The 26,459-nt window shown below is 74.4% G+C and carries 25 protein-coding genes and 1 pseudogene; 10 read left to right on the plus strand and 16 right to left on the minus strand.

The window, feature by feature from the left end; all coding sequences use genetic code 11:
* Positions 1–179 precede the first annotated feature (179 nt).
* A complete protein-coding gene (locus ACRYR2_RS09160) occupies positions 180–560 on the plus strand; it encodes an ATP-binding protein (RefSeq protein WP_432562543.1) in 381 nt (126 codons plus the stop codon).
* Positions 561–617: 57 nt separating this feature from the next.
* On the opposite strand, the pseudogene ACRYR2_RS09165 reads toward ACRYR2_RS09160, so the two are convergent.
* The 3 genes and pseudogenes from ACRYR2_RS09165 to ACRYR2_RS09175 form a co-directional block, all read right to left on the minus strand.
* Positions 618–1,859 (minus strand): annotated as a pseudogene (locus ACRYR2_RS09165) (MFS transporter); the annotation flags it as partial.
* Positions 1,860–1,875: 16 nt separating this feature from the next.
* The gene (locus tag ACRYR2_RS09170) at positions 1,876–2,289 is read right to left on the minus strand and encodes a hypothetical protein (RefSeq protein WP_432562544.1); all 414 of its coding nucleotides are present in this window, start codon (positions 2,287–2,289) and stop codon (positions 1,876–1,878) included.
* A complete protein-coding gene (locus ACRYR2_RS09175; RefSeq protein ID WP_432562545.1) occupies positions 2,286–2,660 on the minus strand; it encodes a hypothetical protein in 375 nt (124 codons plus the stop codon). The genes ACRYR2_RS09170 and ACRYR2_RS09175 overlap by 4 nt, the downstream gene beginning before the upstream one ends.
* A gap of 196 nt (positions 2,661–2,856) precedes the next feature.
* Here ACRYR2_RS09175 and ACRYR2_RS09180 point away from each other — a divergent pair, with 196 nt between their 5' ends.
* The 3 genes from ACRYR2_RS09180 (at position 2,857) to ACRYR2_RS09190 (ending at position 6,866) form a co-directional block, all read left to right on the plus strand.
* Positions 2,857–3,930, plus strand: coding sequence for an alkene reductase (locus tag ACRYR2_RS09180; protein WP_432562546.1), 1,074 nt, complete (start codon positions 2,857–2,859; stop codon positions 3,928–3,930).
* A 151-nt stretch (positions 3,931–4,081) separates the two neighbouring features.
* Positions 4,082–5,167 (plus strand): DUF1611 domain-containing protein, encoded by a 1,086-nt coding sequence (locus ACRYR2_RS09185; protein ID WP_432562547.1) that lies wholly within the window; start codon positions 4,082–4,084, stop codon positions 5,165–5,167.
* A gap of 7 nt (positions 5,168–5,174) precedes the next feature.
* Positions 5,175–6,866 (plus strand): ATP-binding cassette domain-containing protein, encoded by a 1,692-nt coding sequence (locus ACRYR2_RS09190; RefSeq protein WP_432562548.1) that lies wholly within the window; start codon positions 5,175–5,177, stop codon positions 6,864–6,866.
* Positions 6,867–6,873: 7 nt separating this feature from the next.
* Here ACRYR2_RS09190 and ACRYR2_RS09195 read toward each other — a convergent pair whose 3' ends face one another.
* Positions 6,874–7,899, minus strand: coding sequence for a CapA family protein (locus ACRYR2_RS09195; RefSeq protein WP_432562549.1), 1,026 nt, complete (start codon positions 7,897–7,899; stop codon positions 6,874–6,876).
* A gap of 33 nt (positions 7,900–7,932) precedes the next feature.
* Here ACRYR2_RS09195 and ACRYR2_RS09200 point away from each other — a divergent pair, with 33 nt between their 5' ends.
* Positions 7,933–8,739: a DNA-formamidopyrimidine glycosylase family protein gene (locus tag ACRYR2_RS09200; RefSeq protein WP_432562550.1), complete on the plus strand. Its 807-nt coding sequence runs from the start codon at positions 7,933–7,935 to the stop codon at positions 8,737–8,739.
* 12 nt (positions 8,740–8,751) lie between these two features.
* Here the strand turns inward: ACRYR2_RS09200 and ACRYR2_RS09205 are convergent, their stop codons facing one another.
* The 5 genes from ACRYR2_RS09205 to ACRYR2_RS09225 all read right to left on the minus strand — a co-directional run bounded on the left by ACRYR2_RS09205 (position 8,752) and on the right by ACRYR2_RS09225 (position 11,650).
* Positions 8,752–9,633 (minus strand): SDR family oxidoreductase, encoded by an 882-nt coding sequence (locus ACRYR2_RS09205; RefSeq protein ID WP_432562551.1) that lies wholly within the window; start codon positions 9,631–9,633, stop codon positions 8,752–8,754.
* A 45-nt stretch (positions 9,634–9,678) separates the two neighbouring features.
* Positions 9,679–10,209: a CGNR zinc finger domain-containing protein gene (locus tag ACRYR2_RS09210; protein ID WP_432562552.1), complete on the minus strand. Its 531-nt coding sequence runs from the start codon at positions 10,207–10,209 to the stop codon at positions 9,679–9,681.
* A 355-nt stretch (positions 10,210–10,564) separates the two neighbouring features.
* The gene (locus tag ACRYR2_RS09215; protein ID WP_432562553.1) at positions 10,565–11,290 is read right to left on the minus strand and encodes an alpha/beta fold hydrolase; all 726 of its coding nucleotides are present in this window, start codon (positions 11,288–11,290) and stop codon (positions 10,565–10,567) included.
* A 21-nt stretch (positions 11,291–11,311) separates the two neighbouring features.
* Positions 11,312–11,452, minus strand: a complete 141-nt coding sequence (locus tag ACRYR2_RS09220; protein WP_432562554.1) for a hypothetical protein — start codon at positions 11,450–11,452, stop codon at positions 11,312–11,314.
* 21 nt (positions 11,453–11,473) lie between these two features.
* Positions 11,474–11,650 carry a nuclear transport factor 2 family protein gene (locus ACRYR2_RS09225; protein ID WP_432562555.1) on the minus strand — a complete coding sequence of 59 codons (177 nt, stop codon included), beginning with the start codon at positions 11,648–11,650 and terminating at the stop codon, positions 11,474–11,476.
* A 79-nt stretch (positions 11,651–11,729) separates the two neighbouring features.
* On the opposite strand from ACRYR2_RS09225, the gene ACRYR2_RS09230 reads away from it, so the two are divergent.
* The gene (locus ACRYR2_RS09230) at positions 11,730–12,560 is read left to right on the plus strand and encodes a MerR family transcriptional regulator (protein ID WP_432562556.1); all 831 of its coding nucleotides are present in this window, start codon (positions 11,730–11,732) and stop codon (positions 12,558–12,560) included.
* 56 nt (positions 12,561–12,616) lie between these two features.
* On the opposite strand, the gene ACRYR2_RS09235 is transcribed toward ACRYR2_RS09230, so the two are convergent.
* From ACRYR2_RS09235 to ACRYR2_RS09260, 6 genes are read right to left on the minus strand one after another with little or no spacing between them, the layout of a single operon-like run.
* The gene (locus ACRYR2_RS09235; protein WP_432562557.1) at positions 12,617–13,246 is read right to left on the minus strand and encodes a GntR family transcriptional regulator; all 630 of its coding nucleotides are present in this window, start codon (positions 13,244–13,246) and stop codon (positions 12,617–12,619) included.
* Position 13,247: 1 nt separating this feature from the next.
* Positions 13,248–14,813: a dipeptide ABC transporter ATP-binding protein gene (locus ACRYR2_RS09240; protein ID WP_432562584.1), complete on the minus strand. Its 1,566-nt coding sequence runs from the start codon at positions 14,811–14,813 to the stop codon at positions 13,248–13,250.
* A gap of 2 nt (positions 14,814–14,815) precedes the next feature.
* Positions 14,816–16,627, minus strand: coding sequence for a gamma-glutamyltransferase family protein (locus ACRYR2_RS09245; protein ID WP_432562558.1), 1,812 nt, complete (start codon positions 16,625–16,627; stop codon positions 14,816–14,818).
* Positions 16,624–17,508 carry an ABC transporter permease gene (locus ACRYR2_RS09250; protein ID WP_432562559.1) on the minus strand — a complete coding sequence of 295 codons (885 nt, stop codon included), beginning with the start codon at positions 17,506–17,508 and terminating at the stop codon, positions 16,624–16,626. Before ACRYR2_RS09250 ends, ACRYR2_RS09245 begins: the two co-directional genes overlap by 4 nt.
* Entirely contained in the window at positions 17,505–18,461 is a 957-nt protein-coding gene (locus ACRYR2_RS09255; protein ID WP_432562560.1) for an ABC transporter permease, read from the minus strand. Before ACRYR2_RS09255 ends, ACRYR2_RS09250 begins: the two co-directional genes overlap by 4 nt.
* Before the next feature lies 1 nt (position 18,462).
* Complete coding sequence (locus tag ACRYR2_RS09260) at positions 18,463–20,100, minus strand: ABC transporter substrate-binding protein (RefSeq protein WP_432562561.1); 1,638 nt, start codon at positions 20,098–20,100, stop codon at positions 18,463–18,465.
* A 123-nt stretch (positions 20,101–20,223) separates the two neighbouring features.
* Here ACRYR2_RS09260 and ACRYR2_RS09265 point away from each other — a divergent pair, with 123 nt between their 5' ends.
* The 4 genes from ACRYR2_RS09265 (at position 20,224) to ACRYR2_RS09280 (ending at position 24,260) form a co-directional block, all read left to right on the plus strand.
* A complete protein-coding gene (locus ACRYR2_RS09265) occupies positions 20,224–20,949 on the plus strand; it encodes a YoaK family protein (RefSeq protein WP_432562562.1) in 726 nt (241 codons plus the stop codon).
* A gap of 232 nt (positions 20,950–21,181) precedes the next feature.
* A complete protein-coding gene (pgm, locus tag ACRYR2_RS09270) occupies positions 21,182–22,837 on the plus strand; it encodes a phosphoglucomutase (alpha-D-glucose-1,6-bisphosphate-dependent) (RefSeq protein WP_432562563.1) in 1,656 nt (551 codons plus the stop codon).
* Positions 22,834–23,196, plus strand: a complete 363-nt coding sequence (locus ACRYR2_RS09275) for an RNA-binding S4 domain-containing protein (protein ID WP_432562564.1) — start codon at positions 22,834–22,836, stop codon at positions 23,194–23,196. The genes pgm and ACRYR2_RS09275 overlap by 4 nt, the downstream gene beginning before the upstream one ends.
* Positions 23,193–24,260: an oxygenase MpaB family protein gene (locus ACRYR2_RS09280; protein WP_432562565.1), complete on the plus strand. Its 1,068-nt coding sequence runs from the start codon at positions 23,193–23,195 to the stop codon at positions 24,258–24,260. Before ACRYR2_RS09275 ends, ACRYR2_RS09280 begins: the two co-directional genes overlap by 4 nt.
* A 3-nt stretch (positions 24,261–24,263) precedes the next feature.
* Here the strand turns inward: ACRYR2_RS09280 and ACRYR2_RS09285 are convergent, their stop codons facing one another.
* On the minus strand, positions 24,264–26,426 hold the full coding sequence (locus tag ACRYR2_RS09285; RefSeq protein WP_432562566.1) for a PP2C family protein-serine/threonine phosphatase: 2,163 nt from the start codon (positions 26,424–26,426) through the stop codon (positions 24,264–24,266).
* Between the last annotated feature and the right edge of the window lie 33 nt (positions 26,427–26,459).

Raw genomic sequence — 26,459 nt, forward strand, 5'->3', positions numbered from 1 at the left:
GAGCGCCACCTCCACGTACCGGTCGCCATACAGGTTGCCGTTGCGTGCGGACAAGCAGCGGAGCGAGTGATTGACTGTGCGTCACGTCCCGGTGACTGCAGTTGTCGGGGCGTGCTGCTGGGACGTCGTGGAGAGGCCGCGGCGAGGAGACGTCGGGAGGTCACGGACCGTTGTTCCAGGTGGTCCTCCCGCCCAACCCCCGATCGGTCGGCATCGCCCGCTGGCTCATCACCGAGTGGTGCGCTCCGTGGGTGGCGTCCCAGGAGGTGGACGAGGACACCGTCGAGGCCGCCCTCCTGCTGGCCAGCGAGGTCGTCACGAACGCCGTCGTGCACGGCGAGGGCATGGTCCAGCTCGCGGTGCGGCGGGTGAACGGGGCGTCCCTGCGGGTGGAGGTCTCCGACGACGGCGGCGGGATGCCGCTCATCGGTGCCCAGCGCGCCGAGGCCGAGAGCGGTCGCGGCATGGCGATGGTCGAGATGCTGTCCAGCCGCTGGGGCACCGACCTCGCGGTCGGTCCGCTCGGCAAGACCGTCTGGTTCGAGCTCGCCGGCGCCTGACCCCGGCGGGGCAGCGCGAGAGCGGGCGTGCCCGGTCGACGCGGACTCAGAGCCCGCTCACGCCGGGGAGCCGGCAGGGATCGTGGCGTCGCGGTTGGCGGCGTGGGCGGTGAAGAGCTGGGCGACGGCCACGGCGAGCAGGACGGCCAGCGGCACGCTCCAGCCGCCCGTCACCGAGTGCAGGCCGCCGACGACGACCGGCCCGACGGCCGCGGCGAGGTAGCCGACGGCCTGGGCCATGCCCGACAGCGCCGACGCCGAGGGCCCGTCGGCCGCCCGCGCCGAGACCGCCGCCAGGGCCAGCACGACCGATCCCCCACCACCGAGCCCGACCACGACGATGGCCGGCACCGCGGCGGACGGGACGAGCAGCAGCCCGAGCAGACCCGCGATCGTCAGGCCGGTCGACCCCACGGCCGCCCAGCGCGTCCGCGCCACCGAGCGGCCGGCCACGACCGGCACGAGCAGGCTGCCGACGACACCGGCGACCTGCATGACCGACAGCAGCACACCGGCCTGCGTCGGGTCGTACCCGGAGCGGTCGCGGGCGAGCGTGGCCAGCCAGGACAGCAGCACGTAGAACGTCAGCGACTGCGTCGCCATGAACGCCGTGACGGCCCAGGCCAGCGGCGAGCGCCACGGGGTCGGGGCGTGCGAGGCGGCGGCCGCACGCGTCCGGTGGCCGCGGGCCAGCGGCAGCCACAGCACCGCCGCGGCCAGCGCCGGCGCGCCCCAGACGACGAGGGCGGTCCGCCAGCCGCCGGCGACGGCCTCCGACAGCGGCACGACGACACCGGAGGCGGCGCTGCCGACCACCTGCATGAGGACCACGTAGCTGCTCGTCAGCAGCGCGATGCGCCCGGGGAACTCGGCGCGGATCAGCGAGGGCATGAGGACGTTGGCGACGGCGATCGCCACCCCGAGCACGGCGGTCCCGGCGAACAGCGGGACCACGCCCGGGACCCACCGCAGGACCGACCCGGCGACGAGGCCGGCCATGGCCAGGACGAGGGTCAGGCGCTGCCCGAGCCGGGCCGCCACCTTGGGGACGACCAGGGAGCTCGCCGCGAAGGCCACGAGCGGCAGCGACGTGAGGGCGCCCGCGGCGGCCGAGGACAGCCGCAGGTCGGTCGAGACCGCCGGCAGCAGCGGTCCGACGCCGGTGACGGGGCCCCGCATCGCGCAGGCGACGAGCAGGAGCCCGACGAGCAGGACGACGGCGTTGCGGCGGGAGGTTCCGGGGGTGGTGTCGGTGTGCATCTCACGCGCAGCATCGCGCACAGATCGTTCGCTCGTGAAACTGGATGCGGAACCCTCAGGCGCGGCCGCGGCGCCGTTCGCTGCGCAGGTAGACCAGCCCCAGCACCGGCAGCACCAGCGGCACGAACCCGTAGCCGCGCCCGTAGGCCGACCACACGGTCGAGTCCGGGAAGGCCCGGGCGTCGGCCAGGCTGAGGGTGCCGACGGTCAGGACGCCGAGGAGCTCGACGCTGCAGGCGACCCAGGCGACCGTGCGCCACCGCCTCCCCGTCCGGCCCAGTCCGACGGTGGCCACGACGTAGACGAGGCCGGCGAGGGCCGACAGCACGTACGCCAGCGGCGCCTCGTGGAAGCGCGTCGCGATCTGCACCGAGGCGCGCGAGACGGCGGCGATGGCGAAGACGCCGTAGAGGGCCACCAGGACGCGGCCCAGCCCGGTCGTGCCCCGGGCCTGATCGGTCTGGCTCATGCGGTCGTCCCCGAGGTCACGGCGAAGAGGAGGAAGGCCCGGTAGGCGATGACGATCACCGCGAAGCAGGCCACGACGAGGACGAGCGTGCTCGGCCGGGACCGGTCGGCCAGCGCCCAGAACGTGCCCGCGGGCAGGATGAACGGGGCGACGACGAGGTAGGCGATCGACGTGGCCAGCTCGGCGGGGCGGGTGCCGGTGGCCAGTTCCACGATCCCGTCGACGACGAGGGCCAGCACGGCGAGTTCGACGATCCCGAGCCCCACCAGGTGCGGCCGGCCGATGCGGCGGTCGCGGGCGACGACGGCCACGGCCCAGATCCCCATGAGCAGGCACAGCCCGCAGACGACTGCGACGAGGACACCGGACACGGGAGGGAACTCTACGTTCGCGGTGGGGGGGGGGGGGGGGGGGGGGGGGGGGGGGGGGGGGGGGGGGGGGGGGGGGGGGGGGGGGGCGCCCGCGCCCCCCCCCCCCCGCGCGCCCCCCGCCCCCCGCGCGGCCTCGCGCCCCACCCGACCCCGTCCGGCCGGAATCCGGACCGCGGTCCGCCGGTTGACACCTGTCGTGGATCTGTTCTCCCCCGTCGCCCTGGGCGACCTGCACCTGTCCAACCGCCTCGTCATGGCCCCGCTGACCCGGATGCGTTCGGGCTCCTCCGGCGTTCCCGGCCCGCTCGTGGCCGAGCACTACGCGCAGCGCGCGAGCACCGGCCTGATCGTCACCGAGGGCACCTACGTCAGCCACGAGTCGCAGGCCTTCGTCGGCCAGCCGGGCATCGTGGACGACGCGCAGGAGGCGGGCTGGCGCGCCGTCGCCGAGGCCGTGCACGCGCGCGGTGGCCGCCTGGTGCTGCAGCTCATGCACGGTGGCCGGGTCACCCACCCCGACACCACGGGCACCGAGCGCATCGTCGGGCCCAGCGCCATCGCCATCGCGGGCGAGACCCACGTCCCCACCGGCAAGAAGCCCTTCCCCGTCCCGCACGCCCTGACCACCGACGAGGTCGCCGACGTGGTGGCCGAGTTCGTCGCCGCCGCCCGCCGCGCCGTCGACGCGGGCCTGGACGGTGTCGAGGTCCACGGCGCCAACGGCTACCTGCTGCACGAGTTCCTCGCGCCGGGCTCGAACCGCCGCACCGACGCCTACGGCGGGTCGCCGGAGAACCGCGCCCGGCTGGTGGTCGAGGTGACCACGGCCGTGGCCGCCGAGATCGGCGCGGGCCGCGTGGGCCTGCGCATCTCCCCCGAGCACAACATCCAGGACGCCTTGGAGACCGACCGCGCCGACGTCGAGGCCACCTACGGGTACCTGATGGAGCAGTTGCGGCCGCTGGGGCTGGCGTACGTCAGCGTCCTGCACGCCGAACCCCGCGGCGACCTGGTCCAGGGGCTGCGCAAGCGGTTCGAGGGCCCGTGGATGGTCAACAGCGGTTTCGGGGTCGTCACCTCGCGTGAGGAGGCCCTGGAGGTCGTCGCCGACGGCACGGCCGACGCCGTCGCCGTGGGCCGGGCCGTCATGGCCAACCCCGACCTGCTCGAGCGCTGGCGCGGGGGTCACCCGGAGAACGCGCTGGACCAGGCGACCGTGTACGCCGACGGCGCGGCGGGATACACCGACTACCCGTTCCTGAACTCCTGACGAACCCGGGGTGTCGCACCGAAGACGTTGCGGCACCTCGTGTCCACTCGATGACGGAGCTGTCATCCCCGTCTCACGGAGTTCTCACGGACGACCTCCAGCGTGGTGACCACCCCGACGCGGGGACGCCACCACACCTGGAGGAACCACCGTGGACACGAACGCCGGCACGACCCTGCAGCGCCGTCTCGCCACCGCCAAGCGCGCGTTCTCGACCCGCTACGCCGACCTCGCCGACGCCGTCGGGCTGAGCACCGCCACCCCCGCGGCCGGTGACCTCGTCCTGGCCCGCGTGAGCCACGTCGGCAACCACAAGCGGCTGGAGTCGACCACCGGGCGCCGGCAGGCCCTGTTCCCCGGTGACGAGGTCGTCGTCGCCTACGGCCACCGCTACGCCCCCGACCAGTTCGAGGCCACCGTGCCCGGCGACCTCGGCCCCTGCCACCTCGTCGCCGCCGGCGGGCTGGCGGCGCGGGTGGACACGGCGCACAGCGCGATGACCCCGGCGACCGGGCTCGAACCGCTCGGCCTGCTCGCCGGCGCCGACGGAGGAGTCCTGAACCTGGGCCGCTACCGCGACGGACTGCTCCAGGCGCCGCGGGGCCCGCGCACGGAGCCGGTGGTGCTGGCCGTCGTGGGTGCGGCGATGAACTCCGGGAAGACCACGGCCGCGGCCGGGCTGGTCCGCGGGCTGGTCGCCGCCGGGTTGCGGGTGGGCGCGGCGAAGGTCACGGGCACCGGAGCCGGCGGGGACCTGTGGCTGCTGCAGGACTCCGGCGCCGCTCCCGTCCTGGACTTCACCTCGGCCGGGTTGCCGAGCACGTTCCGCGCCGGCCGCGAGACCGTCCGGGAGGTCTTCACCGAACTCACCGACGTGCTGTCGGCCGCCGGGGTGGACGTCGTCGTCGTCGAGGTCGCCGACGGGCTGTTCCAGACCGAGAGCGCGCAGTTGCTCGCCGAACCGGAGTTCCGTGGCCGGGTGGACGGGGTGCTGTTCGCCGCGCCGGACGCCCTGGCCGCCGTCGCCGGGCTGAACTGGTTGCGGCGCAACGAGATCGACGTCATCGCGTTGACGGGTCTGCTGTCCGCCTCCCCCCTGGCCAGCCGTGAGGCCGCCGAGAACACCGGCCGTGCGGTGTGGGGCCTGCCGAGGCTGACCGACCCGCTGGAGGTCACCGCCCTGCTCGCGGACCTGCTCACACCGGCGGTCCCGGCGCCGGCTCCCGCGCTGGTCTGAGGCCGTCGTGCCGAACCTGCCCACCCCCCTCGGTCGCGGGCGACGCGGCCGGTTCGCGGTGCTGCTGGGCATCGGCCTGGCGCAGGCCGCGCTGACGGTGCAGACGGTGCTGCTCGTCCAGCGGGGTTTCGACGTCCTCGTCGCCCCGGACCCCGCCCCGGGGGCGGGCGTGCGCACCGTGGCCGGGCTCGTCGTGGCCGCGCTGCTCGTGGCGGCGCTGCGAGGCGCCGAACGGGTCGTCGCCGAGGACCTCGGGCAGCACTACGCCGAGCAGGTGCGCGACACCCTGTTCCAGCACCTGACCGACGTCCCGGCCCGCACCGTCGGCGGGCTGGGACGCGGCGGCCTGCTGTCCCGGTTCGTCGGCGACCTGTCCGCGCTGCGCACCTGGGTCAGCCTCGGGCTGGCCCGGCTCCTGGTGGCCGGGGTCGTCGTGGTCCTCGTGGTGGGCGGCCTGGTCGTCCTCGACGCCGGCACCGGCCTGGCCGTCGGCGCGGTCCTGGCCGGCACCGCGCTGGCGACGGCGGTGGTCTCCCCGTGGCTGGTGCGGGCCACCGCGCACGCCCGCCGACGCCGGGCCCGGTTCACCGGGGAGGTCACCGAACGCCTCGACCAGCTGGCGACCGTGCAGGCGTTCGCCCAGTCCCGTCGCGAACGGGACCGACTGCAGCGCAAGGGGTCCGACGTGGTCGATGCCGCCGTGGCCCGGGCCGGGGCCACGGGGGTCGCCCGGGCGGTCGCCGAGTCCGGCGCCGGGCTGGCGACGGTGGCCGCCCTCGTCGCCGGGGCGGCCGGTGTGCGAGCCGGTGCGACGGAGACGGGCACGGTGGTGGCCGCGGTGAGCGTGGCGGGGCTGCTGGCCGGGCACCTGCGCGACCTCGGCCGGGTCGCGGAGTACGCCGCGGCGGCGAAGGTCGCCCGCGCCGCCGCCCGCCGCACCCTCGCGGTGCCTGCCCTGCCCCCCGGCGACGGGCCACTGCGCGCCACGGCGGGGGCCGTGCGGTTGCGCGGCGTCCGGATCGCCGGCGTCCTCGGTGGCGCCGCGGGGATCACGCGCGACGTCGAGGCCGGGCGCACGATCGCGCTCGTCGGCCCGAACGGGGCGGGGAAGTCGACGCTCGCCTCGCTGCTCGCGCGGCTGGTGGACCCCGACACCGGCACCGTCGAACTCGACGGGACCGACCTGCGGACGGTGACCCCGAGCTCGGTCCACCGCTGCGTGGGGATCACCGGCCCGGACCTGCCGCTGCTGCGGGGCAGCCTGCGACGCAACGTGACCTACCGCCGGCCGCGGTGCAGCGACGCCGAGCTGCGCCGCGTCACCGAGCTGTGCGACCTGGCCGAGGTGGTCTCCGGCCTCGGCGGCTGGGACGCCGACGTCGGCCCGGCCGGGCGCCGCCTGTCCGCGGGTCAGCGGGGCCGGGTCGCCCTGGCCCGCGCGGTGCTCGGCGACCCCGTCGTGCTGGTCCTCGACGAGGCCGAGGCGCACCTGGACGGACGGGCCGCCGACGTCGTGGACGCGGTCCTGGACCAGCACACCGGAACGGCGTTCGTCGTCACCCACCGCCGCCGCACGCTGGAACGCGCGGACGAGGTGTGGTGCCTGGTCGACGGCGAGGTCGCCGAGGCGGGAACTCCCGCCGAACTCCTCGCCGGGGACGGCCCCACCGCGCGCCTGTTCGGCGTCCCCACCCGGTGAGCGCACCTCAGGGCGCCGCCGCGAGGTCGGTGCAGGCACGCAGGGACTCCTTGTGCCGCACCGCCTCGTCGGCCGCAGAACCCTCCAGCGGCACCGGGACCCCGGACTCGATCGTCGCCGGCCGCCACCGCGCCCGCGGCACCCCGCCGGCGGCGGGCAGCGTGAGTTCGAGGACCCCGGTCTCGACGGTCACGGCCTTCTTCGCGTAGAACACGAAGTTGCCGAGCCCGTAGTCCACGAAACCCGTGCGGTCACCGGACCGCAGGTACCCCTGGCCGAGTTGCAGGTGCGCGTGCGAGCCCACGACGGCGTCGGCGCCCGCCGCGACGAGTTCGGCGGCCAGGTCCTCCTGGTCCTGCGTGGGGCAGTCCTGCAGTTCCCTTCCCCAGTGCAGGACGACGACGACCGAATCGCTGCGCTCGCGTTCGGCCTGCACCGCGGCGGCCAGCCGCTGCCGGCCGGACGCGGTCTGCACCGACGCCAGGCCCGGCCGGTCGGCCGTCGCGGTCCAGGCCGTCGCGAGGGAACCGTCGATCACCTGGGTCGCGTCGAACACCGCGATCGTGGTGCCCCGCACCGTCGTGCGGTGGGGGGCGAACGCGGCGTCGACGTCCTGCCCGAGGCCGATGACCGGCAGCCCCTCGTCGCGTCCCGCCTGCAGGGTGTCCTCCAGTCCGGTGCGGCCGTAGTCGAGGCTGTGGTTGTTGGCCATCGCGGCGACGTCGACCCCGGCGTCCCGCAGCGCCCCGAGCCCGGCCGCCGGCGCACGGAACGTGTACTGCTTGCCCGCCGGCTCACCGCCGTCGGTGATGGCCGTCTCGACGTTGACGACGGTCAGGTCCGCCTCGCGCAGCAGCGGCGCGACCGCGTCCAGGCCGCCCGGCTCGAGCGCGGCGGCGCTGGACCCGGCGAAGTGCACGTCGCCGGCGATCGCCACGGTGACCGGCTGCGGAGCAGCGGGTCCGGGGGCCGACGAGCACGCGGCCAGGAGGAGGGCCGTCGTCGCGAGACCGGCACGGCGGAGCTTGCGCACGCGCAGCACACTACGACGGGCTAGGTTTCCGGCGTGCCGGAACTGCCCGAGGTCGAATCCGCCCGCCAGGTCGTCGAGGCCGGTGCGCTGCACCGGGAGATCGCCGACGTCGACGACAGCGACACCTACGAGTGCCGTCCGCACGCTCCCGGCGACCTGCGGCGCGCGCTGGTCGGGCGCACGCTGACCGCGGCGCACCGGCGGGGGAAGTCGATGTGGTGCGACACCTCCGGGAACGGTCCCGCGCTGGGGATCCACCTCGGGATGAGCGGACGGATCTTCGTGACGAACCCCGACGGCGAACTGCTCGTCGGCGGCGACTACGCCGGCCCGCGCCCGAGCACCACGCCCGAGCAGGACGTCTGGTACCGGTTCAGCCTGACGTTCACCGACGGCGGGCGACTGCGGTTGCTGGACAAGCGGCGGCTGGGCCGGGTGCGGCTGGATCCCGACGTCGAGTCCCTCGGACCGGACGCCGAGCAGATCGGCCGCGAGGAGTTCCGTTCCCGCGTCGGCCGCGGAACCGCACCGGTGAAGGCCAGGCTGCTCGACCAGTCGGTGCTGGCCGGGGTCGGGAACCTGCTGGCCGACGAGGTGCTCTGGCGGGCACGCCTCGACCCGCGCACACCCGCGGGTTCTCTCACGCGCGAGGGGCTGGACGACCTGCGACGGGAACTGCGCGCCGCGATCCGGCACGCCGTGCGTCACGGCGGCGTGCACACCGGCGAGGTGATCCCGCACCGCACGGCGGGCGGGCACTGCCCGCGCTGCGGAGCGGAGATGGTGCGCGGGACGGTCGGCGGCCGCACCACGTGGTGGTGCGGCGCCGAGCAGTCCTGACGGGCGGGAGGGTCACTTCCCCCCGGCGACGCGGATGACGATGCCGGTGCTGTAGCTGGACTCCTGCGAGGCCAGGAACACGTAGGCCGGCGCGAGTTCCGCCGGCTGCCCGGCGCGACCCAGCGGGGTCTGCGTTCCGAAGTCCTCGACCTGCTCGGCGGGCATGGTCGCCGGGATGAGCGGGGTCCAGACGGGCCCGGGGGCGACGGCGTTGACCCGGATCCCCTTCGCGCCCAGTTCCTGCGCGAGGTTCTGGGTGAAGTTGACCAGGGCGGCCTTGGTCATGGCGTAGTCCAGCAGCGCCGGCGACGGGGAGTCGGCCTGCACCGAGACGGTGTTGACGATGGACGACCCCGGGGCCAGGTGCGGAACGGCGGCCTTGCTGAGCCAGAAGGTCGCGAAGACGTTCGTCGTGAAGGTCCGCAGGAGCTGCTCGGTCGAGAGGTCCTCGATGCCCTCGACCGACATCTGGTAGGCGGCGTTGTTCACCAGGACGTCCAGGCCGCCGAGCTCGGCCACGGCGGTGTCCACGACGGAGCGGCAGAACTCCTCCTCGCGCAGGTCCCCGGCCAGGCTGATCCCCTTGCGCCCCGCGGCCTCGACGAGCGCGACGGTGGCGTCGGCGTCGGCCTGCTCCTCGGGCAGGTGCACGATCAGCACGTCCGCACCCTCGCGCGCGTAGGCGATCGCCACGGCGCGACCGATGCCGGAGTCACCCCCGGTGATGACCGCCCGGCGCCCCTGCAACCGTCCCGCGCCGACGTAGCTGTCCTCGCCGTGGTCGGGAGCCGGCGTCATGTCGGACGTGGCGCCCGGGTGCGGCAGCGTCTGTCCCGGCGTGCTGTCGGGGTACTGGGTCGTGGGGTCGGTGGGAGTGTGCTGGTCACTGGCCATGCCGTGTTCCTACCCCGGCCCTGCGGTGGGCGAAACAGGTTCGCGTCAGTCCCGGCTGCCGTTGCGCCGACGCATCTTGACGTAGTTCCCGCAGCCCGCCATCGAGCACCAGCGCCGGCTCTGGTTGCGCGAGGAGTCGTAGTAGGCCCAGTGGCAGGTGTCGCGGCTGCACGCCTTCAGCCGCCGCCACGACTGGTCCTGCCCGCAGGCGCGCACGGCCTCGACGAGCGGGGCGAGCGCCTGCGCGCTGCCGCCGGCGGGGAGCAGCCGCGCTCCGTCGGGGCCCAGGTGCAGGCGGACCGGCACCCGGCTCAGCGCGGCGTCGAGCGCGGCGATCGCCGAGGGGTCGGCATCGTGCCCGGCGTGCGTGAGCAGGACCGCACGCAGGCCCTCCCGCAACCGCAGGGCCACCGCGAGGTCGTCGTCCCCGATCCCGGCTCCGGTCAGCCCGCGGGCACCGAGCCAGGTCCCCAGGTCCCGCGGTCCGCGCAGCTCCTCGCGTCCGGTCTGCGGTTCACGGGTGTTGACGAAGTCGCGGATCAGCTGCGCCGCGGGGGGAACGTCCTCGTCGGTCACGCGTCCTCCTCGTCGCCGGATGGTCTGACACCACCGTAGTGGCTTGACAGGTGTCGTGCCAGGGTTCGACAGTGACACCGGTCATCGCTTTTCACTGGTGTCGAGCGACGAGGAGGTTCCCGTGCGAGAGGTCCGGCAACGGTTCTCCGGAGGTACCGCGGCGACGTGCCCGCCCGGGTGCTGGGTGTGCGCGGCGCAGCGGCCACCGGCGACCCCGCTCACCGTGCTGCTGCTCCGCCGGCTGCTCCGCCCCCCTCGGCCCGGGCGGCGTCGCGGGAGCGCGACGAGACCCGGGCCGTGGCCGTTGTCGGCGTGGTGGGCGGAGAGTCTGGGCGAGTAGCCCGCCTCGCGCCGGTCAGCCGCTGCGGCCGGTCGTGGCCCGCGCCGCCTCGTCGATCAGGCGCGCAACGGCCCGGGGCTGGGACACGGTGACCGCGTGGGAGGCGTCGATCTCGACGGTGCGGGAGTTCGCGCGCTGGGCCATGGAGCGCATCGCCTCGGCGGGGATCGTGAGGTCCGCGGTGGTGACCAGGCTCCAGGACGGGATGGTCGTCCAGGCCGCCCGCGACGCGGGCTCCTCCAGGGCGCCGGCCGTGACGGGCCGCTGCGTGATCGCCATCGACTCGGCCTCCCGCGCGGGGACGTCGGCGGCGAACACGTCGTGGAACCGGTCCTGCCGGACGTACAGGTCCCGGCCCGTCGTGCCGTCGGGTGCGGTGAACGGCACCGCGTGCAGGGCCGGTCCCAGTTGCCCGCCGGGGAACTTCGCCGCCAGTTCCGCGGTGCTCTCCCCCGGCTGCGGGCTGAAGGCGGCGACGAAGACCAGCGCCCGCACCGCGGGGTGAGCCTCGGCGGCCTGGCTCAGCACGCTGCCGCCGTAGGAGTGGCCGGCCAGGACGACGGGTCCGTCCAGGCTGTCGAGCAGGGCGCGCAGGTGGTCGGCGTCGCTGTGCAGGCCGCGCAGCGGGTTGGCCGCCGCGACGATCCGGTAGTCCTCCCTCAACTGCGTGATGACGCCGTTCCAGCTGGAGGAGTCGGCGAAGGCGCCGTGGACGAGCACGACGGTGGTGTCGCTGGGCATGGTTGTCCCCTCTCCCGGTCGTCAGGGGGCGATGACCAGCTCGGTGATGAGGTCGTCCTGCAGCGTGAAGCGGTAGCGCAGTTCGGCCCTCCCGCCGGGGAAGTCGCCCTCCAGCAGGTGGGTCGTCACCCAGTGCTGCTCGTCGAGGCGTTCGGTCCCCACGAGCGTGGAGGTGTAGGTGAACTACGTTCCGGCGTGGCGCAGGAAGTCCAGGAGCTGCTCCGGGCCGCGGTAGGTGTTCCCCTCGTCGACGACCACGGCGCCGGGCGCGAAGGTGCGCACGGCGGCCTCCGCCTCCCGGGCGCCGTGGGCGGCCAGGAAGGCACCGATGGTGGTCGGCAGGGTGGTGGAGGTGTTCATGCCCCGCACGCTGGTCCCTCCCCCGGCGGGCGACGCAAACCCCGGACCCTCTCCCGGGGAGAGGGTCCACACTGCTCCCGTGCTCTCGATCGGTGACTTCTCCCGGCTGTCGCACCTCAGCGTGCGCACGCTGCGCCGCTACCACGAGGCCGGCCTGCTGGAACCCGCGCGGGTGGATGCCGCGAGCGGCTACCGCTACTACGACCCCGGGCAGATCCCGACCGCGCAGGTGATCCACCGGTTGCGCGAACTCGACGTGCCGCTGGCCGACGTGCGGCGGATCGTGCGCGCCACCGAGCCGGTCGACCGGGCCGCCCTGGTCGCCGAGCACCTGCAGCGCCTGGAGCAGGAACTGGAACGGACCCGCGCCGCGGTCGCCTCCCTGCGCCGGCTGCTGCACCCCGAGCCGGCCGGGCTGGACGTCGAACTGCGCCAGGTGCCGGCCCGTCGGGTGGCGGCGGTCGCCGACGAGGTGGCGCTCGAGGACGTCCTGCCCTGGTACGCCGGCGCGATGGCCGAACTCGACGCGGCGCTGCCCGGCGGCGACGGCGCCCCCGGCGGGCTGTACGACAACGCGCTCTTCGAGGACGGCGTCGGCCGGGTGCTGGTGCACCGGCCGGCGTCCGAGGGGGCGCTGGGACCCGGAGGCCGGCGGGGGCGGGTGCACGTGGTGGAACTGCCCGCCGTCGAACTGGCGGTGACGACGCACGTCGGCGAGCACCACGACATCGACGTCACCTACGGCGAGCTGGGCAGCTGGGTCGTGGACCACGCCCTGGCCGTGGCCGGCCCGGTGCACGAGAACTACCTGGTCGGGCCCCGCGACACCCCGGATGCTGCCGCGTGGCGCACCGAGATCGGCTGGCCCGTGTTCCGGGTGGCGGCCGGGGCAGCGGCTCCGCCCGGCTGAGTCTTCCCGGCCGCCCGCGTGTGCAGGGGTGCTGCACGTCGTCACCGGCCTCGGGGTCAGCGCGTCCGGAAGCTGCGCCCCGACGTCTGGACGTGCTTGAGCATCTCCCGCCCCGCCTTCGCCTCGTCCCCGGTGGCGATGGCCGCGACGATCCGCCGGTGCTCGGTCCAGGCCCGCTGCCCCTGCTGGGGGACGGTGGTGGCGTAGGCCCACTGGATCCGCTCGCTGACCCGGCGCAGCACCATCGCCATGCTCTGCGCACCCGACAACCGGGCGATCCCGGAGTGGAAGCGGGTGTTGAGTTCCGCGCCGAGCACCGGGTCGCCGGCCTCCAGCGCGGCGAACCCGGCGTCCACGATCTGCGTGAGTTCCCCGACCAGCCCGTCCGCACCGTCGGCGACCCGGCGGGCGCAGCGGGAGGCGGTGATCTCCTCCACGACGCAGCGGACCGCGTACAGGTCGGCGAGGTCGTCGACGGGCACCTCCGCCACCCGCGCACCGGCGTTGGGCCGCAGGTCGACGAAACCCTCCCCGGCCAGCGCGCGCAACGCCTCGCGCACGGGCACGCGCGAGGTGCCGTAGCGCTCGACGAGGCTGGCCTCGGTCAGCCGCGTCCCCGGCGGGAAGAACCCGCCGAGGACGTCCTGCCGCAGGTGCTCGGTGACGCGCTCCGCGGAGGCGCCCACCTCAGGCTGCCGCGCGGCCGGGGATGGCCGACAGCAGCTGGGCGGTGTACTGGTCGCGGGGGTTGTCGAACACGTCCCCGATCATGCCCTGTTCCACGACCCGCCCGGCGCGCATCACGAGGACCTGGTGCGCCAGGTGCCGGGCCACGGCCAGGTCGTGCGTGATGAACAGGTAGGTCAGGCCGAGGTCCTCCTGCAGCCGCTCGAGCAGGCCGAGGACCTGCCGCTGCACGAGGACGTCGAGGGCGGAGGTGGCCTCGTCGAGGACGACGACCTTCGGGTTCAGCGCCAGCGCCCGGGCGATCGCCACCCGCTGCCGCTGGCCGCCGGACAGTTCCGCCGGCCGGCGCTGCGCCAGTCCGCGGCTCAGCGACACCTGGTCGAGCAGTTCACCGACCCGGGCCCTGCGGCTGCGGGCGTCGCCGACCCGGGCGATGCGCAGGGGTTCGTCGATGAGCCGTTCCAGCGTCTTGGTCGGGTCCAGGGAACCGAAGGGGTCCTGGAACACCGGCTGCACGTCGCGCCGGCCGCCGGCCAGCGAGATCTCCCCGCTGGTGGGTGTCTCCAGGCCCAGCACGAGCCGCGCGGTCGTCGTCTTGCCCGACCCGGACTCCCCGACCACCGCCGTGGTGGTTCCGGCGGGCACCGTGAAGGACACCCCGTCCACCGCGCGCAGCTTCTCGGACTGGCCCCGGATCCTGTACTCCTTGACCAGGTCACGGACGACCAGCACGTCCTCCGACTCACGGGAGGGGAGTTCCCGCGGCGCCGTCCGCCCGGCCGTCGCGGGCGCGGCGGCCACCAGCGCCCGGGAGTACTCCGCGGTGGGCTCGCGCAGCACCCGCGCCGCCGGACCGGTCTCGACGACCCGGCCCTCGGACATCACCAGCACGTCGTCGCAGCGGTCGGCGGCCAGCGCCAGGTCGTGCGTCACCAGCAGCAGCGACGCCCCGCGCGCGGCGGTCAGCCGGTCGAGGTGGTCCAGGATCTGCCGCTGCACCGTGACGTCGAGGGCGGAGGTGGGTTCGTCGGCGATGAGCAGCTCGGGTTCGGCGGCCAGCGCCATCGCGATGAGCACCCGCTGCCGCATGCCGCCGGAGAACTCGTGCGGGTACTGCCGGGCGCGGCGGCCGGCGTCGGGGATGCCGGCCTCCTCCAGCAGTTCCACCGCGCGCTGGCGGGCCGCGGCGCCGCGGGCCAGGCCGTGCATGCGCAGGGTCTCGGCGACCTGCCTGCCGACGCGCGCCGAGGGGTTCAGGTTCGACATCGGGTCCTGCGGCACGAGGCCGATCTGCCGGCCGCGCAACCGCCGCAGCCGGTTCTCGTCCCGCCCGACCAGCGCGGCGGTGATGTCGTCGCCGGCCACGACGACCCGCCCACCGGTGACCCGTCCGGCGCCCTGCAGCAGTCCCATGACGGCCGCGGCCGTCGTCGACTTGCCCGAACCCGAGGCTCCCACGACGGCGACGCGGTGACCGCGCCGGACGGTCAGGTCGACACCGTGCAGCACCGCGTTCGGACCGTAGGACACCTCCAGGCCCTCGACCCGCAGCAGTTCTCCGGACACGTTCACCGCCCCACCGCGTAACCCTGGTTGCCGCGGGAGTTCGCGGCGGCGTGCAGGACACCGGTCCGCGGGTCGCGGCCGGCGCAGGACAACCGGCCCAGCGCCCAGTCGCCCGCCCGTTTCACGACGTGACCGCGTTCCTCCAGCCCCGCGATGACGTCCTCGCCGATCCGGTCCTCGACGACGGCGCCGCCGGGGGTCCAGGTGCGCGGCCAGAACGAACCGGGCATCGACGTCGTGTGCAGGGCGGGCGCGTCGATCGCCTGCTGCGGCGCGTACCCGCCGACGAGCGTGCGCAGCAGGTACAGCAGCTGCCACTGGTCCTGCTGGTCGCCGCCCGGGGTGCCCAGCGCCTCGACGGGCACCCCGTCGCGCAGCAGCAGCGTGGGGGTCAGCGTCGTGCGCGGGCGCTGACCGGGGCGCAACGCGGAGGGGGAGTCCTCGTCCAGCCACGTCATCTGCAACCGCGACCCCAGGCAGAACCCCAGTTCCGGGATGGTCGGGGACGACTGCAGCCAGCCGCCCGACGGGGTCGCGGAGACGACGTTCCCCCAGCGGTCGACGACGTCGACGTGGCAGGTGTCGCCGCGGGTGGTGCCGGTCGCCTCGACGGTCGGCTCGCCCACGGTGGGTTCCCCGACGCCGACCGCGGACGGCGCCTCGGTGCGCAGCGGCGGCACGAACGGTTCGCGGCCGCCGACGGTGCCGGGCCGGAACTCGTGCGAGGCGCGGTCGGTGATGAGCGCGCGACGTGCGGCCGCGTACTCCTCCGACAGCAGTTCGCGCAGCACCTCCGGGTCCGCGGCCGAGCCGTACCAGGCGTCGCGGTCGGCCATCGCCAGCTTCAGCGCCTCCAGGACGTGGTGGGCGCCCCGGACGGTCGAGGGGTCCAGGTCGGCGTCGTCGAAACCGTCGAGGATCCGCAGCGCCTGCAGCAGCACCGGTCCCTGCCCGAACGGGCCGGTCTTGGCGACCGTCGTCCCGCGGAACCCGATCGTCGTGGCCTCCTCGGGACCGGCGGAGAACCCGGCGAAGTCGGAGACCTCGAGGACGCCGGCGTGGTCGGTGCCGGAGGAGTGCCGGTGCGGGGTGCGCAGGAACTCCACGGCCTCGCGGGCCACGAACCCCTCGCGCCACTCGCGGCGGAACGCCTCGATCCGCTCGACGCGGGAACCGGCGTCGCGGCCGGCCGCGAGGAGGCGTTCCAGCGTCCGCGCCCACGCCGGGTTGGTGATGACGTCGCCGTCCCGGGGGATCCTCCCGTCCGGCATCCACAGGTCGGCCGAGGTCGTCCAGTGCTCGCGGAACAGGTCCGCGACCGAGGCGATCGTCGTGCCGACCCGGCCGACGACGGGGTGACCGTCCCGGGCGTAGCCGATGGCCGGGGCCAGCACGTCGGCCGGCTCCCAGGTGCCGTGGTCGCGCAGCAGGACCATCCAGGCGTCGACCGCACCCGGAACGGCCGCGGCCAGGCCACCGGCGCCGGGCACCATGTCCAAGCCCTCGGCCCGGTAGTGCTCGATGGTCGCGGCCGCGGGCGCCGGGCCCTGGCCGTTGAGGACGACCGGGGTGGAGGGGTCGGTGGCCGTGGCGAACACGCCCGTCATGTCCCCGCCGGGGCCGTTGAGGTGCGGTTCGACGACGTGCAGGACGAACGCCGCCGCGACCGCCGCGTCGAAGGCGTTCCCGCCGCGTTCCAGCACCGACTGCCCGGTGGCCGAGGCCAGCCAGTGCGTCGAGGCCGTCATGCCGAAGGTCCCGCGCAGCGTGGGACGGGTGGTCTGCCCGGGGGGCGTCACGAAACTGCTGCTCATCGGTTTCCTCCGTGGTCCACGGCGTCGCGCAGCGCGTCACCGAACAGGTTGAAGGCCAGGCAGACCAGCACGATCGCCAGACCCGGGAACAGCGCCGCCGTCGGCGCGCGGAAGATGTACTGCTGGGCGTCGGACAGCATGATGCCCAGGCTCGGCGTCGGCGGCTGGATCCCCAGGCCGAGGAACGACAGCAGCGCCTCGCCGATGATGACGGCCGGCATGATCACCGTGGCCTGCACGACGATCGAGGGGACCGCGTTGGGCAGCACGTGGGTGGCCAGGATCCTGGCCCCGGAGGCGTCCATGGTCTTGGCCGCCAGCACGTACTCCGTCCCCCGCAGCCGCATGGTCTCGGCCCGCACGACGCGGATGACCTGCGGCACGTGCGCGATGCCCAGGGCGATCGCGGCGTTGCCCAGGCTCGCACCGCGGATCGCGGCCAGACCGACGGCCAGGACGAGGAACGGGAAGGCCAGCACGACGTCGGTGACGCGGGACACGACGGCGTCCAGGCCGCGCCAGTACCCGGCCGCCAGTCCCAGCGGGGTTCCCACGACGATCGAGAGCACGACCGCGAGGACGCCCACCTGCAGCGAGGCGCGCAGGCCGAACAGGATGCGGGACAGCACGTCGCGGCCCAGGTCGTCGGTGCCGAGCCAGAACCCGACCGTGCGCGGGACCTGGAACGGGGTCTCGAAGTGGACCTGCGTCGGCGGGTACGGCGCGAGGACCGGGGCCAGCACCGCGGCCAGCACCACGACCGCCACCAGCACCAGGCCGACCAGGCCGGACCGGTCGCGCACGAGCCGCTTCAGGACCAGGCCCCGGCTGGAACCGAGGTCGACCTCGAGCCGTCCGGGAGTTTCGGTGAGCTGGGTCATCGGGTTCCTCCGGTGACGCGGATGCGGGGGTCGAGGACGGTGTACAGGAGGTCGACGGCCAGGTTGATGACGACGTAGGCCAGCGTGACGACGAGCACGACACCTTCGATGACCGGGTAGTCGCGGCTGAACACCGAGTCCAGCGTGAGCTTGCCGAACCCGGGCAGGCCGAAGATCCGCTCGGTGACGACGGCGCCGGAGATCAGCCCGCCCAGTTGCAGGCCGACCAGCGTCACGACCACGACGAGGGAGTTGCGCAGCGCGAACCGCAGGACGACGGCCGACCGCGAGGCGCCCTTGGCCCGGGCGGTCCGGACGTAGTCGGCGGACAGGTTCTGCAGCATCGACGCGCGCGTCTGCCGCATCACCACCGCGGCGATCCCGGCGCCGAGGATGACGGCCGGCAGCGTCAGGTGGTGCAGCGCCCGCAGCGGGTCCTCACCCGGCGGGACGTACCCGGAGGCGGGGAACCAGCCCAGGCCCACGGCCAGGTAGAGGATGGCGATCAGCCCGAGCCAGAAGCTCGGCACCGACAGACCCAGCAGCGACAACCCGTTGACGCCCGCCTCGGCCCAGGTGCCGCGGCGGACGGCGCCGACCACGCCCATGGCCAGACCGAACACGACCGCGAACAGCATCGCGTAGACCGACAGCCAGACCGTGACCGGCAGGGTCGCGCCGATGAGTTCGGTGACCGGGGTTCCGGTGCGGACGGAGGTGCCGAGGTCACCGGTCACCGCGTTCGTCACGAACTTCCAGTACTGCACCCAGATCGGCTGGTCCAGGCCGAGGTCGGCGCGGACCGCGGCCAGCGTCTCCGGGCTGGCCTCCTCACCGGCGACGGCCAGCGCCGGGTCGCCGGGCAGTGCCCGCACCCCGGCGAACACGACCATCGAGGCCAGCACGAGCGTCACGACGCTCTGCCACAACCGCGACAGCAGGAAACGTCCCATCTCAGTCCTCCTCGAGGAAGGTGGCCCGCCCGAGGCGGACGACACCGTCGGCGTAGGTCTCGATCCCCGCGACGGACTTCTCGCCCGAGGAGACGTACCCGGTGATGCTGCGCACCCGGTACAGGTAGACGATCGGGTTGTCCCGCTGCACGATCGTGACGACCTGTCCGTAGAGGTCCGCGCGCGCGGCGGGGTCGGTCGTCTGGGCGGCCCGCTGCAGCAGCGCGTCGACCTCGGGGTTCGAGTAGCCCGAGTAGTTGTTGCCGGCCGCGGTGGTCAGGAAGCCGGCCGCGTTCCCGTGCGGGTCGACGCGGCCGGACCAGCCGAGCTGGACGGCCTCGAAACCACCGCCGGACTGCTGGTCGAGCAGCGTGGAGTACTCCACGGGCTCGATCTCCAGCGCGAACCCGGCTTCGAGGACGCTGGCCTGCAGGGCCTGGGAGAACCGCAGGGTGTCGGCGGTGTTCGAGGCCGAGACCCTGATGCGGTAGGGCAGTTCCACCCCGGCCTCGGCCAGCAGCTGCTTCGCCCGCTCGGGGTCGTGCGGCGGGCAGGCGTCGCTGGCCTGCGTCGCGTAGGTGCTGGCCGGGGAGATGAACGAGCAGGCCGGTTCGTACCAGTCGTTGAACACGGAGTTCACCAGCGCCTGCCGGTCCACCGCGAGCGAGAACGCCTCGCGGATGCGCGGATCGGTGGCCAGCGGGGTGTCGATGACGCCGGGCGGGTTGCCCACGCCCTCGGTGTTGCCCAGGTTGAACGTGACGCCCTGGTAGCCGAAGGACCCGGTCTGCAGCAGGCCGATCCCGTCCTCCTGGGCCAGGGCGTCGACGTCCTGCGGGGACAGGGTGTCGGCGACCTGGACGTCGCCGGAACGCAGGTTCGCGGCGCGGATGTTCGCGTCGGTCATGATGCGGTAGGTGATGGTGTCGAGGTGGACCTCGTCGGCCGCGTAGTAGTTCGGGTCGCGTTCGACGGTGATCGACGTCTGCGGCACCCGGTCGACGAACCTGAACGCCCCGACGCAGGTGGGGTGGTCGCCGAAGTCGGTCCCGAGTTCGGCCAGCGCCGTGGGCGACATGATCATCCCGGCCCGGTCGGCCAGCGACGCGGCGAGCGGGGCGAACGGCCGCTGGTAGTGGACGACGACGGTGGACTCGTCGCTCGCCTCGACCTCGGCGATCGGGCCGAGTTCGCTCTTGCGGCTGCTCGTCTCGAGGGTCAGGTTGCGCTGGAGCGTCGTGACGACGGCCGCCGCGTCGAGCGGGGTGCCGTCGGCGAACCGGATCCCGGAACGCACGGGGATCGTGACGGTCAGGCCGTCGGGGGACGTCGTCGGCAGCTCGGCGGCGAGCTGCGGGACGAGGTTCCCCTCGGCGTCGATGTCGTAGAGCTTCTCGCAGATCGCGTTCATGACGTACCGCGTGTACAGCGAGGAGGAGGTCGTCGGGTCGAGCCGGTCGGGTTCGGCCGACAACGCCATGACGAGGTCGCCGCCCTCGCGCGCGGTCCGTCCGCCGAGGGCGACGCCGGTGACGTCCTCGCGGTCGGGGGCCTGGCCGACGGGCTGGACGGGCACGCAGGCGGACAGCACGAGCAGGGTGGCGCCGACGGTCGTGAGCAGTGCTGGTCGGGCGGTCATCGCGGACCTTTCGCAGATCGTTCTCAGCAGCCGAACGTATACAATTCGTGCACCGTACTCTTCCTGTGTTTCCCCCGTGTTTCGGCGCGCGGGAGTTCCGCCCCCCGAACACGGAGGTCCCCGATGCCCCCTGCGAACGACGTCGCGAACGCACCCGCGAAGACCCGCGACCCGAAGGCCTGGCACCTCGCGCTGATGCTCGTGCTGACCTTCTCGACGGGCATCGTCGACGCCGTCGGCTACCTGGGCCTGGACCGCGTCTTCACCGCGAACATGACCGGCAACGTCGTCATCCTCGGGATGGCGCTGACCGGCGCGGAGGACCTGCCGATCCTCGGGCCGGTGCTCGCGCTGGTCGGCTTCCTCGTGGGCGCGGCCGTGGTCGGGCGGGTCCTGCGCCGCGCGGCGGCGGGCTGGACGACCGCCTCGACGGTCGTCCTCGTCCTCGTGGGTGTCGTGCTCGGCGCGCTGGCCGTCGTCACCTCGCTGCTGTCCGGGGTGCCCGTCGAGGTGGGCACGACCCCGCCCGCCTCCGCCGTCGTCGTGACGACCGCGCTGGGCGTGGCCATGGGCGGTCAGGCCGCGGCGGCGCGCCGGCTGGCGGTCAAGGACGTCACCACGGTCGTCGTGACGTCCACGCTGACCGGCCTGGCCGCCGACTCCCGACTGGCCGGCGGCAAGGGTGAGGGCTGGCGTCGCCGGCTCGGCGCGGTCGTCCTGATCCTGGCCGGAGCCGCGGCGGGTGCGGCGCTGCTGCGCTGGCACATCGGCGCCGGGCTCGCCCTGGCCGCCGTCATCACGGTCGTCGCCGCCCTCCTGGGCCACTGGCGCGCCCACGCCACCCGCTGACCCGCCTTCCCTCCCCTCCCCGCGATCAAGGATTCGACCCCGACGATCAAGGACTCGAAGGCGGGACCTCGGCCCCGAGTCCTTGATCGTCGGAGTCGAATCCTTGATCGCCGGGGGGAGAGGGGCGGGTGGCGGACGCGCGGGGGGTGGGCGGTGGCGGCGCCCGCCCGGGGGGTGCAGCATCATCGGGCACGACCGAGCCGCCGCCTGACCAGCAGGAGTGATGAGGACCATGACGAACCCGCGCGCAGGACAGCACGCCGAACCCGCGGACCTCATCGACGTCCCCCACGTCGTCACCGCCTACTACGCGACCCAGCCGGACCCCTCCGACGTCGGGCAGCGCGTCTCCTTCGGCACCTCCGGGCACCGCGGGTCCAGCCTCGACGCGGCCTTCAACGAGCACCACATCCTCGCCACGACGCAGGCGATCGTGGACTACCGCCGCGAGCAGGGCTACGACGGCCCGCTGTTCCTCGGCCGCGACACCCACGCCCTGTCCGAACCGGCGTGGGTGTCGGCGCTGGAGGTGCTGGGCGCCAACGACGTCACCGTGCTGGTCGACGACCGCGACTCCTGGACCCCCACCCCGGCGGTCTCGCACGCGATCCTGGCCGCCAACCGCGAGGGCCGCTCGATCCGCACCACCGGCTCGGGCCTGGCCGACGGCATCGTCGTCACCCCCTCGCACAACCCGCCGCGCGACGGCGGTTTCAAGTACAACCCGCCCAACGGCGGCCCGGCCGACACCGACGCCACGAGCTGGATCGCGGACAAGGCCAACGCCTACCTCGAGGCGGGCCTGTCCGGCGTGCGGCGGGTCCCGTTCGCCAAGGCCCGCGCGGCCGCCCAGGGCTACGACTTCCTCGGCACCTACGTCGACGACCTGCCCAACGTCCTGGACCTCGACGCGATCCGCGAGGCCGGCATCCGCATCGGCGCCGACCCCCTCGGTGGAGCGAGCGTGGAGTTCTGGCAGGCCGTCGCCGACCGGCACCGCCTGGACCTGACCGTCGTCAACCCGCTGGTGGACCCGACCTGGCGGTTCATGACGCTGGACTGGGACGGCAAGATCCGGATGGACTGCTCCTCCCCGTCGGCCATGCACTCCCTCATCGACCGGCGTTCGGAGTTCCAGATCGCCACCGGCAACGACGCCGACTCCGACCGGCACGGCATCGTCACGCCCGACGCGGGGCTGATGAACCCCAACCACTACCTCGCCGTCGCGATCCAGTACCTGTTCGGGTCCCGGCAGGGCTGGCCGCAGGGTGCGGCGATCGGCAAGACGCTGGTGTCCAGCTCGATGATCGACCGGGTCGCCGAATCGCTGGGCCGCACGCTGCTGGAGGTGCCCGTCGGGTTCAAGTGGTTCGTGCCCGGGCTGCTGGATTCCTCGGTCGGTTTCGGTGGCGAGGAGAGCGCCGGCGCCTCGTTCCTGCGCAAGGACGGCACGGTCTGGAGCACCGACAAGGACGGCATCCTGCTGGCGCTGCTGGCCTCGGAGATCACTGCCGTGACCGGGAAGACGCCGAGCGAGCACTACGGCGAGCTCATCGCGAAGTTCGGCCGGCCGCAGTACAACCGCAGCGACGCCGCGGCGACCCGCGAGCAGAAGGCCACGCTGTCGAAGTTGTCGGCCGACCAGGTCACCGCGACCGAGCTGGCGGGCGAGAGGATCGTCGCCAAGCTCACCGAGGCACCCGGCAACGGCGCGAAGATCGGCGGCCTGAAGGTCGTCACCGAGTCCGCGTGGTTCGCGGCCCGGCCCTCGGGCACCGAGGACGTCTACAAGATCTACGCCGAGTCGTTCCGCGGTGGCGACCACCTGCGGCACGTGCAGGCCGAGGCGCAGGAACTCGTCGACGGGGTGCTGTCGGGCTCGTGACGCGGATCGACCAGTGGACGTGGGCGGTGCGGCTCTACAAGAGCCGCTCCGTCGCGACCGCCGCGGTGAAGGCGGGACACGTGCGCCTCAACGGTGAGCGGGCGAAACCCTCCACGAGCGTGCACGTCGGGGACGAGGTGCGGGTGCGCGCCGAGGGGTACGAGAAGGTGTTCGAGGTCGTGCAGCTGCTCGAGAAGCGCGTCGGCGCGCCGATCGCGCAGGCCGCGTACATCGACAACTCGCCACCTCCGCCGCCCCGGGACGAGTTCTTCGGCGCGTTCGGCACCCGCGACCGCGGGACCGGCCGCCCGACGAAGCGGGACCGCCGGGACATGGAGAGGTTGCGGGGACGCGAATGACCTCCCGACCGGTTCCCGACGACTCGACGCTGCGTGCCGCGCAGCACCGCGGTGACCCACCGGCCGACGCCGTGGCCGAGGCGCTCGCAGCGGATCCCGGTGTCCGCGAGCAGCTCGAGGACGCCCTGCGGAACGGCAGCGCGGTGGCCGGGCACCCGGCCGTCGCGGCGTTCGTCGCCGAGCTGGAGGAGCTGGCCGACGCGGCGGACGAGGAACTCCTGCGGACCGGGGCGCGGGCGACGTTCACGACCCCGCTGGCCGTGCACGTGTTCGACGTCGGTGCGGGAGCGCTGCTCAGTTCCTACCGGCCGCCGGGGCCGGCCGCGGTGCTCACGGGCACCGGGCGGCTGGTGCACGGCGCGCACGTCCGGCTGGACTCCACGGCGCGGTGGCTGTCCGCGGCGTCGTTGCCGGGCGGGTTGCGCCGGGGCGCGCAGGGGTGGCGCTCGACCGCCTGGGTGCGGGTGGGGCACGCGGTCGTCCGTCGCGTGGCCGCGCGTCCCGCGGACGGAACCCTGCCGATCAGCCAGTTCGACTCCGTGCGCACCTGGCTCGACTTCACCTTCGTCGCGCCGCGGTCGGCGCACCGCCTGGGCCACGAGGTCACCGACGCCGAGTACGCGCAGTTCCTGGAGCACTGGCGCCTGCTCGGGGCGCTGCTCGGGGTGGAACCGGAGCTGATCGCCGGGGTCGTCGACCGGTCCGGCGCCGCGGAACTGCACCGCCGGATCGACGCGCTGACCGGGCCACCGAGCGAGGACTCCCGGGACCTGACGCGCGCCGGCCTGCAGGCCCTGGCCGGCGGCCTGGCCGACCTCACGGGGATCCCCCACGGCGTCGGGCTGCAGCTGGCGCGCGCGGTGGGACGCAGGATGCAGGGACCGGAACTGGCCGACGCCCTCGGGATCGCACCGACACCGCTCGAGCACGCGGTACCCGTGGTCGCTGCGGTGGCCCGGGGGGCGCGGGCGGTGCTGCGGCGCAGCCCGGCCGCGTGGGAGGCGATGGTGCGGCGGAACATCACCGCCAACGAGGAGTTCCTGCGCCGGCCCTCGCCGGGCTGACGGTCAGGGGAGGTGGGACGGTCCTGCCTCGGCGGGACGTGGCCGGTCCTCGGGATGGGCGCGGACCGCCAGGATGGCGCAGTCGTCCTCGGGAGCGGGGCCGACCAGCTCGGCCACGAGGTGGTCCAGGAGCGCCTCGAGGGTTTCCCCGGCGTGCGCGGACAGGACCCGGCGCAGGTCCTCCACGCCCTCGCTGATGCTGCGGCCGCGGTGCTCGATCAACCCGTCGGTGAACAGCAGCAACGTGCTGGCCGGCGGCAGGACCGCGGTGTGGTCGGTGCGCGTCGTCCCGGGCAGCAGACCCGCCAGCAGTTCCGGACGGCTCTGCAGCACCCGGGTGGTGCCGTCGGCCAGCAGCAGCACCGGCGGTGGGTGCCCGGCGTTCGTCCAGCGCAGCCGCCGCAGCCCCGCGGCCGCGTCCTGCGGGTCCTGCTCGATGCGTGCCAGCACCAGGGTGGCCAGACCGTCGATGCGCAGCCCGGCCAGCGCCCGGTCCAGCCGGTCGACGATCTCGCTGGGCGGCTCCTGCCGGTCGAAGGCGAACGCCCGCAGCAGTCCGCGCAGCTGGCCCATGTGCCCGGCCGCCGCCATGTCGTGCCCGGTGACGTCGCCGATGACCACGGCGGTCGCCCCGTCGGGCAGGACGACCGCGTCGTACCAGTCCCCGCCGACGTACTCCTCCGTGGCCGCCGGGACGTAGCGGGCCCGCAGTTCCAGGTGGTCGGGCTCGGGCAGCTGAGTCAGCAGCGACTGCTGCAGCACCAGGGCCGCGCTGCGCCGCTCGGAGATCAGGGTCGCCCGCTGGACGGCCTGGGCCGTGTACCGGGTCAGCGCCTCCAGCGCCGACCGCTGCTGCAGCGACAGCTGCCGGGGTTCGTCCCAGTGCAGGAAGACCGCGCCCACGACCTGGCCCGTGCTGCCGCCGGTGACGAGCGGGAGGCAGGCGCTGGCGCCCGCCGCCGGCACGGCGGCGCGCTCGGGCAGGGACGGGTGCGCGGCGAGCACCGACGCGGCATCGGCGTGGAAGACGGCCTGCCGGGTGCGGACCGCCGCCGCCACGGGCACGTCCGCGGTCCAGGGGATGCGCGGCCAGGCCGTGTCCGCGGGCGCGGCCGGCGTCGTCACCAGCTCCAGGTGGGTGTGCGCGGGGTCGGCCAGCAGCAGGCCTCCACCGGCGGCTCCCAGTTCCGGGGCCAGCACCTGCACGACGGTCGTGGCGACGTCCTCGACGCTCACGGTCGCGGCCAGCGCCTCGCTCATGACGAGCAGCAGCTGCCCGTAGCGGTCCGCGGACTCGGCGTCGGCCTGGGCCCGCTGAGCCCGGTCGACCTCGGCCTGGGCGGCGTCCCGTTCCCGGCTGGCCAGGAACTGACCGGTGACGTCGGTCTGGATGCCGACGCGGTGGGTCAGGGCGCCGGCGGCGTCGAAGACCGGTGAGACGACGAGGTGGTTGTAGAACGCCGAGCCGTCGTGGCGGTAGTTCAGCAGGGTCGCGCTGACCGTCCGGTCCGCCGCGAGCCCCTCGCGCAGTCGGTCCACGACCGTGGACTCGGTGTCGGGCCCCTGCAGGAACCGGCAGTTGCGCCCCACGATCTCGGCGGAGGTGTACCCGGTGAGCTGCTCGAACCCCGGGGAGACCCAGACCAGCGGGTCGTCCGGCGCCGTCGGGTCGCTGATCGCGATGGACAGCCCGCTGGCCAGCACCGACCGGTGGGCCCGGCCGGCCGCGGCGACCGCGCGCACGTCGGCGACCGCGTCGGGGAAGCGCAGCGGCATCAGCACGAGCAGCGCGTGGGCCCGCAGTGGCGCCGGCGCCCCCTGCAGGGGCAGCCCGATCGCCCACAACGCCTCCCGCGCCTGCGTGGCCTGGGAGCGCAGGGCCGCGCTGACCTGCCGGCCGGAGCCGGGGTGCCCGGCGGCCAGCCGGGACAGCGGGGTGTCGCTGCGGCCCAGGTCGACGCCGGAGGCGACCTCCAGCCCCGCCGCGCGGGACCACTCCTCGACCCCGACCGGCAGCTGCACCCCGGGGGCCAGCTGGCGGGCGAGGTCGTTGACGTGGACGACGAGGTCGGCCTCGGTGTCGACGAGCAGCACCGCGGCGGGGTGGTCGTGCACGACGCGGGGCAGAGCCGCCGCCTGGGACTCGGCGCGCTCTGGGTCACTCACCGCCGCAGGATACGAGCCCGGGCCCCGCAGGGA

The sequence above is a fragment of the Kineococcus deserti genome (assembly GCF_050871945.1).
Lineage (GTDB): Bacteria > Actinomycetota > Actinomycetes > Actinomycetales > Kineococcaceae > Kineococcus.

What these genes read in the sequence shown, in the direction of transcription:
- ACRYR2_RS09225 (WP_432562555.1), bottom strand. Translation starts at nt 11,650, where the DNA reads ATGAACACCTCCACCACCCTGCCGACCACCATCGGTGCCTTCCTGGCC.
- ACRYR2_RS09265 (WP_432562562.1), top strand. Translation starts at nt 20,224, where the DNA reads ATGCCCCCTGCGAACGACGTCGCGAACGCACCCGCGAAGACCCGCGAC.
- ACRYR2_RS09250 (WP_432562559.1), bottom strand. Translation starts at nt 17,508, where the DNA reads ATGACCCAGCTCACCGAAACTCCCGGACGGCTCGAGGTCGACCTCGGT.
- pgm (WP_432562563.1), top strand. Translation starts at nt 21,182, where the DNA reads ATGACGAACCCGCGCGCAGGACAGCACGCCGAACCCGCGGACCTCATC.
- ACRYR2_RS09245 (WP_432562558.1), bottom strand. Translation starts at nt 16,627, where the DNA reads ATGAGCAGCAGTTTCGTGACGCCCCCCGGGCAGACCACCCGTCCCACG.
- ACRYR2_RS09215 (WP_432562553.1), bottom strand. Translation starts at nt 11,290, where the DNA reads ATGCCCAGCGACACCACCGTCGTGCTCGTCCACGGCGCCTTCGCCGAC.
- ACRYR2_RS09260 (WP_432562561.1), bottom strand. Translation starts at nt 20,100, where the DNA reads ATGACCGCCCGACCAGCACTGCTCACGACCGTCGGCGCCACCCTGCTC.
- ACRYR2_RS09255 (WP_432562560.1), bottom strand. Translation starts at nt 18,461, where the DNA reads ATGGGACGTTTCCTGCTGTCGCGGTTGTGGCAGAGCGTCGTGACGCTC.
- ACRYR2_RS09205 (WP_432562551.1), bottom strand. Translation starts at nt 9,633, where the DNA reads ATGGCCAGTGACCAGCACACTCCCACCGACCCCACGACCCAGTACCCC.
- ACRYR2_RS09280 (WP_432562565.1), top strand. Translation starts at nt 23,193, where the DNA reads ATGACCTCCCGACCGGTTCCCGACGACTCGACGCTGCGTGCCGCGCAG.
- ACRYR2_RS09170 (WP_432562544.1), bottom strand. Translation starts at nt 2,289, where the DNA reads ATGAGCCAGACCGATCAGGCCCGGGGCACGACCGGGCTGGGCCGCGTC.